A 10,959-nucleotide genomic window follows, 5' to 3' on the forward strand; every position below is an offset into this window, starting at 1 on the left:
GCAAGAACCTCATGACCCACAACAGCTAGGAGAGCCTGAGGACACGATCAGTCGCGAGACGGCAGACAAACTGAGGGCGAAAGTCCTCCCATCGGGGACTCTCGTCATGGCAAAGATCGGTGCTGCCCTTCTTCTAGGGCGGATTCGCATGGCTACACGACCAAGCTGTATCGACAACAACATGCTCGCACTGAGCCCGAAGTTACTTCTCTATCCCCGCTACGCGACGTACATGTTGGAAGGACTTCTTCTGGACCGTCTCGTTCAACCTGGAGCTGTGCCGTCCCTTAACGAGAGGGAGTTCCGACGCACCGTTTTCCCCGTTCCGCCTCTAGACGAGCAGCGCGAGATCGCCGACTACCTCGACGCTGAGACCGCCAAGATCGATGCCCTCATCTCCAAAGCGGAGCGGTTCATCGAGCTCGCGCAGGAGCGCCGCGCAGCGCTGATCACCGCCGCCGTCACCGGCCAGATCGAGATCCCTGCGGAGGACTGACCACCATGGCCATCCACAACGAGAGCGAGCTCGAGACCTACATCTGCGAGTACCTGGAGAGGCACGGCTGGCTCTACTCGGCCAACGATGACGGTTACGACCGCAAGAACGCGATCTTCCCCGAGGACGTCCACGCCTGGCTGGCCGAGAACCAGCCGGAGGACTACGGGCGCATCGTGAAGGCGGATGCCCCGGCCTCTGCCCAGCAGGCGCAGCGGGACCAGATCACCACCCGCCTGATCGAGGTGATGAACAAGCCGCAGGACACCGGCGTCGGCGGCACCCTCAACGTGCTTCGCAAGGGCTTCAAGGTCGGCACCTCCGCCACCCTGCGCATGGCCGAACCGCGGCCGGCCACGAACCTCAACCCGGCCGCCGTCGCCTCCTATCAGCGCATGCGGCTGCGCGTGATGCGTCAGGTGCACTTCAACCCGGCCACCAACCAGTCCGTGGACCTCGTGCTTTTCGTCAACGGCCTGCCCGTGGCCACGATCGAGCTGAAGACCGACTCCACCCAGTCCATCGGCCACGCGAAGAAGCAGTACCGGGACCGCAACCCGAAGGCCACGCCGCTGTTCGGGTTCGGCACCCGCGCCGTGGTCCACTTCGCCGTCTCCAACCGCGAGGTTTGGATGACCACCAAGCTGGCCGGGAAGGACACCTTCTTCCTGCCGTTCAACCAAGGCGACGACGGCCACGCCGGCAACCCGCTCAACCCCAACGGCTCATCGACGGCCTACCTGTGGGAGCGGATTCTCCAGCGGGACACCTGGCTCGAGATCCTCCAGAAGTTCGTCTTCCTCAAGAAGGAGACCGTGGAGGACGAGCACGGCCGCTCGCGCCGGAAGTCCACGCTGATCTTCCCGCGCTTCCACCAGTGGGAGGCCGTCACCACGATGCTCGCCGCCGTCCGTGAGGAGGGCGCCGGGGCGTCCTACCTGATCGAGCACTCCGCGGGCTCCGGCAAGACCAACACCATCGCCTGGACCGCCCACCGCCTGCTCTCCACCTACGGGGTGGACGAGCAGCGGGTGTTCGACTCGGTCATCGTGGTCACCGACCGCACCGTGCTGGACGACCAGCTTCAGGAGGCCGTCCGGCAGATCGAGCGGACCTCCGGCACCGTGGTGGCCGTGGACCGCAAGAACCTCGGGGGAGAGGCCACCAGCAAGTCCGCCCTGGTGAAGCAGACCCTGCTGCAGGGCAACCGGATCATCGTGGTGACACTGCAGACCTTCCCCGCCGTGCTCGAACTCCTCAAAGGTGACTCGACGCTCGCCGGTCGCACCTACGCAGTGATCGCGGACGAGGCGCACTCCCCCCAGACCGGCTCCGCCGCAGCCAAGCTCAAGCGCGTGCTCACCCCGGACGAGCAGGCCGACCTCGACGACGGCGGAGAGGCGGACACCGAGTCCATCCTCGCCGCCGAGGTCGCCGCCACCGGACGCCCGGAGAACATCAGCTTCTTCGCCTTCACCGCCACGCCGAAGGACAAGACCCTGCAGATGTTCGGCCGCCCCTCCGGCGAGTACGACGAGAAGGGTCAGGAGATCCCGGCATCCTTCCACCGGTACACCATGCAGCAGGCCATCGAGGAGGAGTTCATCCTCGACGTGCTGAAGAACTTCACCAACTACGACACCGCCTTCAAGCTGGCCCTGGCCGGACAGAAGGGCGAGTTCCGTCCCGAAGGCGACCGGGCCGCCGTCGGGAAGCAGACCACCGAAGTGGACCAGACCGAGGCGAGCAAGAAGCTCATGCGGTGGGTCAAGCTGCACCCGACGAACATCGCGCAGAAGGTCAAGATCATCGTGGAGCACTTCCGCGCCAACGTGGCCGGACTGCTCGATGGGCAGGCCAAGGCCATGGTGGTCACCGACTCCCGCGCCGCCGCCGTCCGGTACAAGCGTCAGATGGACCAGTACATCCAGGACATGGGGTACACGGACGTGGGCACCCTGGTGGCCTTCTCCGGCGAGATCACCGACGACGACTTCGGGCTCGAGAAGGTCACCGAGCGGTCCATGAACCCGTCCGTGACCGGCGACCTGGCCAAGGCGTTCGACGGGGACAGCTACCAGGTGATGATCGTGGCCAACAAGTACCAGACCGGCTTCGACCAGCCGAAGCTCTGCGCCCTGTACGTGGACAAGAAGCTCTCCGGCGTGCTGGCCGTGCAGACGCTGTCGCGCCTGAACCGTGCGGCACCCGGCAAGGACACCACCTACGTGCTGGACTTCGTGAACTCCGAAGACGACATCCAGGCCGCCTTCGAGCCGTACTACGCCGGCGCGAAGCTGGAGACGGTGACGGACCCGAACCTGATCCACGACCTGGGGACGAAGCTCGACGCCGCGGGCGTGTACGACTGGGACGAGGTCGACGCATTCGCCGACGTGTGGGTGGCCTGGAAGCCGGGGAGCGGGCAGGAGGGCCTGCAGGCCGCGCTGGAGCCCGTGGCCTACCGGTTCCGCAAGGAGCTGGCGCATGCGCGGATGAACCAGGACGAGACGCGCGTGAACGAGCTCGTGCTGACGCGCAAGGACATGCGGTCCTTCGTCAGCCTCTACGACTTCCTCTCCCAGATCTACGAGTTCGGGGACACCGAGCACTACAAGCGGGCGCTGTTCCTGCGGCACCTGGTGCAGCTCGTGAGCGATCAGCCCGGCGGTGAGGAGCTGATCGACCTGAGCGACGTGCAGCTGGTGAGCATCCGGCAGAAGAAGACGTCCTCGGGGGACATCGGGCTGACCGGTGGGGCCGCGCTGAAGGGGACCACCGCTGTGGGAGGCGGGCAGGTGCGTGAGAAGCAGCGCGGGCCGTTGGTGGAAGTGATCGAGAAGATCAACGAGATCTTCGCCGGTGAAGGCGTGGATGCCTCCCCGTCCCAGCAGGAGGCGTGGGTCAGTGCCCTCGTGGCGCCGCTCATGGAGGACGAGAAGCTGCTGGGGCAGGCCGGAGCGAACTCGCTGGAGCAGTTCCTGGCGAGCCCGAACCTGGAACGGTCGGCGATGGGCGCCGTGTACGCGAACGAGGACGCCTTTGCGAAGATGACGGACATCGTGGGCAGGGGCGGGGACCCGTCGAAGATGATCGTCGCCGCGATCGGCGAGTACTTGTACTGGAAGGTGCGGAGCGAGGGGGCCGGGCCGGTGGACGTTGCTCATGGACGGTCCGCCGTTTTCGTTGACGAAACGGCCCCTTCGCAGGGTACTTCCGTCGATGAAAGGGCGAGTGCGACGCCGTCGCGCGTCCGGAAGGGGAACTGAGATGGCACATCCCAAGACACTGCAGGTCTTCCTGATGGACGGTGCACCCACCGGTCGGCTGAAGTGCACCCTCGACAACTGGACGGGCCTCGTCTACGTGGTGCCACGCACCAGTCTCAACGCGGACGGGCACCCCGAGGCGTTCGAAGGCACCGGTGTGTACCTGCTGCTGGGGCAGGACGCCGATTCCGGCGACGACGTCGTCTACGTCGGGCAGGCTGTCGGGCGGGCCAACGGCAACGGCCTGGTGGGCAGGATCCGGGAGCACGTCCGGAGGGAGGCGCACGACTTCTGGAACCGGGCCATTCTCCTCTCCACCCTCGGGGACACCTTCGGCCCAACGGAAGTGACCTACCTGGAGCACTACTTCCACCAGGCGGCCACCACGGCCGGGCGCTTCACCGTGGACAATGCGGTGGCACCCTCCCAGGGCAACGTCACGCAGGAGAAGAGGGCGGAGCTGGAGGAGTACGCCGACAAGGCCAAGCTCCTGATCAGCGCCCTGGGGCACCGCGTCTTCGAGAGCGCCGACGGCTCACATGCCGCGGCCGCGGCTGGCCGGGCCACCCAGGCGCCCGAAGCGGAGCCGAAGCGCACCCTGTTCACCATGACGGTCAACGGCGTCAGAGCCCAGGGACACCCGACGCCGGACGGGTTCGTCGTCCTGCGGGGCAGTGGCCTCATGGAGGGGCTGCGGCCCAGCGCACCCCCCGGTGTCCGGGCGGGCCGGGAGCGCTTCGCCGACCACATCGGTGCCGATGGGGTGCTGACCGAGGACGTCTCCTTCACCAGCTCCTCGGCCGCGGCCGGATTCGTGGCCGGCGGGAGCATGAGCGGGCCGTCCTCATGGCGGGCGCCGGATGGGCGAACCCTCGGCGAGGTCGAGGCCGCCTCGGCCGCGCCGGAGCCCATGGAAGACGGCGCCTGATGAGGACGCGGCCGACCGCCTTGGATGCCGCCGTCGACCATCCGCGGGGTGCCCAGAGCGACGCCCAAGAGCCGGGGACGGGGCGCTCCGGGTCGTTGACCGCGAACGTCATGACCGTCGCGGACGTACTGCGCGACCCTCGTCTCCGTATACCCGAGTACCAGCGGCCCTATACATGGTCCACGACGAACACGGGGCAGCTCGTCGAGGACATCCGTCGCTTTCGTGCGGCCGCGTCCTACCGGATCGGCACCATGATCGTGCACGCCGAGGACGGCTGGCTGGACATCGTCGACGGCCAGCAGCGGTACATGACCTTCGCCCTGATCGCGCTCGCACTGCAGGAGGTCCTGGGCAACACTGCCGAGCGCGCCGAGCACCAGCGTGCGGCCCTGGACAGCGCGGCGGCCATCGAGCTGCCGCCGGGCCGCCGGGACGTGTCGGAGCGCCACGTCATCGAGAACCACCGCCTCATCCTGCAGACATTCCGGTCCTGGGACAGCACCGAGGTCGAGGACTTCGCGGACTACTTCCTCGACCGGTGCACGCTGGTGCGGCTGACCGTCACCGACCTCGACGCCGCTTTCCAGATGTTCGACTCGCAGAACACACGCGGCCGGCCGCTCCTGCCCACGGATCTGCTGAAGGCCTACCACCTCCGCGCCTACGGAGAGACGACAACCGACCGCGGCGCGATCATGGCGGCCGTGAAGGACTGGGAGTCCACCCCGCCGGACGAGATCAACCACCTCTTCTCGCGTTTGCTCTATCCGGTCGTCCGCTGGTCCGCCGGTGAGTCCTTGCCGAGGGACGGTTTCACATCCGCACAGATCGGGGCGTTCAAGGGCATCTCGGCTGGGGCTGCGAGTTTCGGGCGGCTCCCCTGGGCACATGGGCTGCTGATGGCCAAAGCGCACGTGGATGACTACAACACCAGGAATGCGGCGCTGATCGCCCACGGAGCCCTCGCTCCGCTGGAGTTCCCTTTCCAGCTTTCCCAGCCGATCATCGACGGCGAGATGCTCTTCCGATTCGTCCGGCACTACACGAGCTTGGCCAGAACGCTTGGCGTCTCCGCGACCGAAGCAGACCAGACCGTCCAGGACGATGCCCGTCGCCATCGTGAGATCCGGCGGGTCCATGCCATCACGGGGCTCGTACGTTCTTCAGGCAACGGCGCCGGATATCGCTATACGCAGGAGCTCTACGGAGCTCTACTGTTGGCCTATGCGGACCGCTTCGGAGCCGAGGACCTCGAGCGCGCGGCCCTCGTTCTGGCGCGACACGCCTTTGCGCTGAGGACTCGTCTGCGCCGGGTCTACCCACGTTCGACCGAGCTGCACGCGCTGGGGCTGAACAAGGCCGTGGACTCGCCAGAGCAGGTCAACCTGTTCCGTCTGATGATGGGCACTATGGACCCGGCTGCGATCACCGGGCGCGTGCCTGCTCGTCCCGGCGACGTCGACAATGCGCCGGAACCGGTCAGGCGCCTCTACTCGGACCGGCCGTGGGACCCGGAGGAGGAGTCGCACCATGTCTGAGAGGAACGCCCCGGAAACTCTGACCATCGGGGAGGTCTTCGCGGCAGGACGTCACTACCGCGTTCCCGTCTATCAGCGTTCCTATGCCTGGACAGAGGTCGAGGTCTCCACGCTTCTCGCGGACGTGCGCCGTGCCCGTCTGCGGTCCAAAGCTCTCGAATCCCGCGGCAATGTCTCGGACTACTACCTCGGAGCGATGGTGGTGAACCGGACCCAGACTCCCGCAGGAGACCAGATCGACGAGGTGGTCGACGGGCAGCAACGGCTGACGACGCTCACGGTCCTGGCCGCAGTCGCGGAGCAGATCACCCAGGCCGGCGTGCTCGACCCGGTTGCGCTGGCTGTCCTGGACTACGAGGGGCGTGCGGAGGCGGGGGAAGACCTCGCAACCCTGCGCCGGCGGGGCGGTCACAGGCACGGCGCATTCCAGGTTGAAGCCATCGGGATTGCCGCCCAAACGGTCAGAGGGGCCTGCGAGCGCGCCACTGACCGCCAAGCGACTGCTGACGGTCAGACGGTGGTCTTTGATGCTGACGACCTCGCCTATCTCTGGAACCATGTTCGGCTGCTGCGGACGGAGCTTCCTGAGGGCACCGACCTAAACCACTACTTCGAGGTGATGAACACCCGCGGAGAGCAACTGGCGAAGCACGAGGTCCTGAAGGCAATGCTGATGCGACCTCTGCGTGATGAGTCGGAGCGGCAGGTCTTCGCTCAAGTCTGGGATGCGTGCGCCGTGCTGGACCGCCCGGTTCAGCTTCAGTTCGCGTCGGAGCAGCTGGACCCGGACATTTCTCCGGCCAGAGATGCAGTCTTCGGTGACACATGGTCGACGCTCGTCACCACGGATTTCGAGTCCCTTCGTGCCGCCCTAGAACCAAGCCTTGCGGAGACCGAACTTGGTGGACGCACGTCCTTGGATTCGTTGCTGTCCAGTCGGGGTGCCGGTGAGGGGACAAGCGCCTCAGCAGAGAAACGCTCCGATGAGACGGGGTCCTACGGAACCATCATCGACTTTCCGAACCTCTTGCTGCATGTTCTGCGGGTGATGGAGGAGTCCGGGATGGCGTCAGGTTCAGGCCGGCCGGCGTGGGGTCAGGAGCCGAAGAACGCCGTCCGTCTCGAGGACAACTCCCTGCTGGAACAGTTCGCCGAGCGTCGCCAGGACGACGCCCGGTGGTCCAAGCGATTCCTCGTCATGCTGCTCCGCATCCGGTTCCTGCTGGACACCTACGTCATTAGGACGCTGTCGACTACGGGAACCCGGGCGGACGAGGAGAACTGGGTGCTCGTGGGCGCCCTCAAGGTCGAGTCTGGCGCCGAGGAAGGGTCGTCGCGGCGACGTCGTCTCGGAGTGAAGAACACCTTCGAAGACCCGGCGGTCCAGGAGGCTGTCCGAAACCTGCAGGCCATGTTCCAGGTGACGGATACGCGCCGCGCGTCCAAGTACTTCCTCTACCGCATTCTCCGGTGGCTCGCCGAGCGGCCGGTGGACCGCGTGGACGGCGAGGCCTTCCAACGCATGCTGGAGGACCTGGCCCGCGAGCGGCTTCGCGCCTACGACGCGGACGAGGGATTGGACCTTGGGGTCAAGGTCCCGAACTTCGTGTTCAACGTGCTGGATTACATCCTCTGGGATCTCGGACGTAATCCGTCCGCCGAAGCGGGGGCGCTCGGGGCTGCACTCGGCGACGTTGAACGGAGTGTCCTGTCCCAACGCGCAGGCTCATTCCGCTTCCGGTACCGGACTTCGGTGGAGCACTTCTATCCCGTGGTTCCTGGCGAAGGGCAGAAGGTCCTGACATCGACGGAGGTGAACCGTTTCGGGAACCTGTGCATCATGGGCCGACGCGAGAACTCTCAGCGGAACAACCTGATGCCCGTCTCGAAGGTGAAGCAGTACTCTTCGGACGAGCAGAGCCTCAAGTTCCAACTCATGGCAGGCATCCTTCACGCCGAGGGCGACTGGGACGTCCCCCAGATCAAGGAGCACGGGAACAGCATGCGGCGGGTGATCCAAGAATGGCAGGGCAAACGGCCCTGACATCGCGGGACGATCTGGCCCTAGAGGCCCCCCGTTAAGCTCGTCACATGGTCGCCGCGCGTGAAGTCACCCTTCAGGAGCTCCTCGGGGGCTCCTATCAGTACACGGTCCCGCTCTATCAGCGGACGTACTCCTGGGGCCGCCCGCAGTGGCAGCGCCTGTGGGAGGACGTCGTCGACGTCGCCGGCCACCGGCGGGACAACCCTTCGGCGACCCACTTCCTCGGCTCCCTCGTTCTCGCCGGCTTCCGGGACAACGGGCCCGGCGGCGTCCAGCGGTGGCTCGTGGTGGACGGGCAGCAGCGGCTGACGACGCTGACGCTCCTCCTCGCCGCTGTCCGCGACCACCGGGCTGAGCACGAAGGCCCCATGCACGCCGATCGGGTCAACGAGAAGTACCTGGTCAACAAGTGGGAGGACGGCGATCTCCGCTACAAGGTCCTGCCCACCCAGGCCGACCGCAGCGCCTACCGCGGGCGGATCGAGCACGCCCCGGACGCTGCCGAAGGATCCAGGATCAGCGAAGCCCACCAGTTCTTCCTGACGAAGCTGCTCGGGTTGAGCCAACCGTCTGCTGACGGTGAAGAGGAGCCGCTGACCTTGGCGGAGGTCGAGTCCGCCGTCGTCGCCGGCCTGTCGATCGTCTCAGTGACCACCGGGGAGAACGACAACGCCCACCGCATCTTCGAGTCGCTGAACAACACCGGCCTCAAGCTCACCCAGGGCGACCTGCTCAGGAACTACCTGTTCATGCAGCTGCCCACCCGGGCGGATGAGGTCTACACCACCCTGTGGCTCCCGTTGCAGAACCTGCTCTCCAATGAGGAACTGGAGGCCCTGTTCTGGCTCGACCTGGTGCAACAGGATCCCAAGGTCCGCCAGACGGAGATCTACGCGGGGCAGCAGCGTCGCATGCGTGACCTGCAGGACGAGTCGCAGGTCAGGGCGGAAGTCGAGCGGTTCCTGGCGTTGGGGCGTCTCTACGACGTCATGCTCCGCCCGGAGAAGGAGAAGGACGACGCAGTGCGCTTCCGCTTGGCACGCCTGCGCGCCTGGCGCACGACGACGACGTTCCCGATCACACTGCACCTGATGGAGCGCCGGTCGTTGGGGGACATCGACTCGGACGAACTGGCCCGTGCGCTCCTCTACCTCGAGTCGTACCTGGTCCGACGTCTCGTCTTCGGCCGCTACTCCGACGGTCTCAACACCACCTTGCTCGCGGCCACGGCCGACATTCAGGGCCAGGACGATCCGGCGGATGCCCTGCAACGCTTCCTCTCCAGCGGACGGAAGCACTTCGCCTCCGACGATCAGATCCGCCAGGCCGTGATGACGGCACCCTTCTACACGACGGGCCGTGCGGCCCACCGGAAGCTGATCCTCCGGTGGATCGAGGAGTCCTACGGCAGCAAGGAGCCGGTGGACCTCGACAGCGCGACCATCGAGCACGTCATGCCGCAGACCGTCACGGAGGAGTGGGAGCGCGCTCTGGCCGACCAGCTCGAGGCGCACCAGGACCTTCGCGAGGTGCACACCGAGCTCCTGCACACCTTGGGCAACCTCACCCTCACCGGGTACAACAGTGAGCTGAGCAACGGGCCCTTCGCGGTCAAGCGTGCGGAGCTGGCCAAGAGCGGCATCCGCATGAACCAGGAGATCTCCGCTGAGCCGGTATGGGGTCCCGCGCAGATCCGTGCTCGCGCCGAGCGGCTGGCGGACCGGATCGTCGGCATCTGGCCGGGGCCCTCAGCAGAGGCCGCCTCCGGGGTCGCCCACACGGCCTGGCAGACGCTGTCGGACGCCGTCGAGGCCATTCCCGCCGGGTTCTGGACCTCCTACGGCGAACTCGCACGGCTGATCGGAAGCCATCCGGTCCCCGTGGGGACCTACCTCGCGCGGACGGCCCTGCCGCACGCTCATCGTGTGCTCCAGGCAGGAGGCACCGTGTCGCCGTCCTTCCGGTGGACGGACCCAGAACGCACGGATGACCCGCACGACGTCCTCGCCGCCGAAGGGGTGCGCTTCTCCGAGGACGGACATGCCGACGGCGGCCAGCGGCTGTCGGCGGAGCAGCTCGCCGAGCTCATCGACGTCGACGTCGACCTGACCGATCCTCGGTCGCTCGCCGACCCGGGCGACGACCCTGCCCTGCGGGACCGTTGGGTCGATCGCCTCCACGACCACAACGATCCCGAATCGGCCCGCGCCCTGATCGAGATCCAACGAGGCTGGGTCGAGCGCGGCGGCCGGGCCGCCTTCGTGGGCACTGCCGCCGGCGGTTGCTTCCTCGTGGCTCCGCACACGTCGGACCGCAACATCTGGCCCGTGATCCTGTACCCGACGTACGGCGTCGAGGTCGTCTTCTACCACCTCGCGAAGTGGGCTCCGTTCACCGATGGATCGCTCCTCGACGAGTTCCGGGAGCGCCTGAACCTCGTCCCTGGCGTGGAGTTCGGCCCGGACGCTCTCCGCCGTCGCCCGACCATCAAACCGGAGATCCTCCAGCCAGCCGCCGCGCAGGAGGCGTTCCTCGACGCGCTGGAGTGGTTCCTGCACACGGTCCAGGAGCTCGACACGACTACCTGACGGCCCTGCCGGGGGGGCCAGGTCCTGACGAGGCATCGCAGTCGTTATTCCGTCCACCCCACCCACTAGCTGTTGTGGGTCATGAGGTTCTTG

The 10,959-nt window shown here is 66.6% G+C and carries 6 protein-coding genes; all 6 read left to right on the forward strand.

From position 1 onward, the window contains the following. Window positions 1–496, forward strand: a 496-nt coding sequence (locus tag HMPREF3105_RS12555; RefSeq protein WP_210401415.1) for a restriction endonuclease subunit S, incomplete at its 5' end; no start/stop codon positions are given. Window positions 497–501: 5 nt separating this feature from the next. Beyond that, the gene (locus tag HMPREF3105_RS01785) at window positions 502–3,765 is read left to right on the forward strand and encodes a type I restriction endonuclease subunit R (protein WP_070708632.1); all 3,264 of its coding nucleotides are present in this window, start codon (window positions 502–504) and stop codon (window positions 3,763–3,765) included. A gap of 1 nt (window position 3,766) precedes the next feature. Next, window positions 3,767–4,693: a GIY-YIG nuclease family protein gene (locus HMPREF3105_RS01790; RefSeq protein ID WP_070708633.1), complete on the forward strand. Its 927-nt coding sequence runs from the start codon at window positions 3,767–3,769 to the stop codon at window positions 4,691–4,693. Window positions 4,694–4,803: 110 nt separating this feature from the next. Further along, a complete protein-coding gene (locus HMPREF3105_RS01795; RefSeq protein ID WP_168167978.1) occupies window positions 4,804–6,234 on the forward strand; it encodes a DUF262 domain-containing protein in 1,431 nt (476 codons plus the stop codon). Next, window positions 6,227–8,278 (forward strand): DUF262 domain-containing protein, encoded by a 2,052-nt coding sequence (locus HMPREF3105_RS01800; protein ID WP_070708635.1) that lies wholly within the window; start codon window positions 6,227–6,229, stop codon window positions 8,276–8,278. Before HMPREF3105_RS01795 ends, HMPREF3105_RS01800 begins: the two co-directional genes overlap by 8 nt. A 47-nt stretch (window positions 8,279–8,325) precedes the next feature. Continuing rightward, on the forward strand, window positions 8,326–10,866 hold the full coding sequence (locus HMPREF3105_RS01805) for a GmrSD restriction endonuclease domain-containing protein (protein ID WP_070708636.1): 2,541 nt from the start codon (window positions 8,326–8,328) through the stop codon (window positions 10,864–10,866). Window positions 10,867–10,959 lie beyond the last annotated feature (93 nt).

The organism is Micrococcus sp. HMSC31B01 (assembly GCF_001816085.1).
In the GTDB taxonomy this organism is placed as follows: Bacteria; Actinomycetota; Actinomycetes; order Actinomycetales; family Micrococcaceae; genus Micrococcus; species Micrococcus luteus.

Coding starts and splice junctions, on each gene's coding strand:
- HMPREF3105_RS01785 (WP_070708632.1), top strand. CDS start 502: ATGGCCATCCACAACGAGAGCGAGCTCGAGACCTACATCTGCGAGTAC.
- HMPREF3105_RS01805 (WP_070708636.1), top strand. CDS start 8,326: ATGGTCGCCGCGCGTGAAGTCACCCTTCAGGAGCTCCTCGGGGGCTCC.
- HMPREF3105_RS01795 (WP_168167978.1), top strand. CDS start 4,804: ATGACCGTCGCGGACGTACTGCGCGACCCTCGTCTCCGTATACCCGAG.
- HMPREF3105_RS01790 (WP_070708633.1), top strand. CDS start 3,767: ATGGCACATCCCAAGACACTGCAGGTCTTCCTGATGGACGGTGCACCC.
- HMPREF3105_RS01800 (WP_070708635.1), top strand. CDS start 6,227: ATGTCTGAGAGGAACGCCCCGGAAACTCTGACCATCGGGGAGGTCTTC.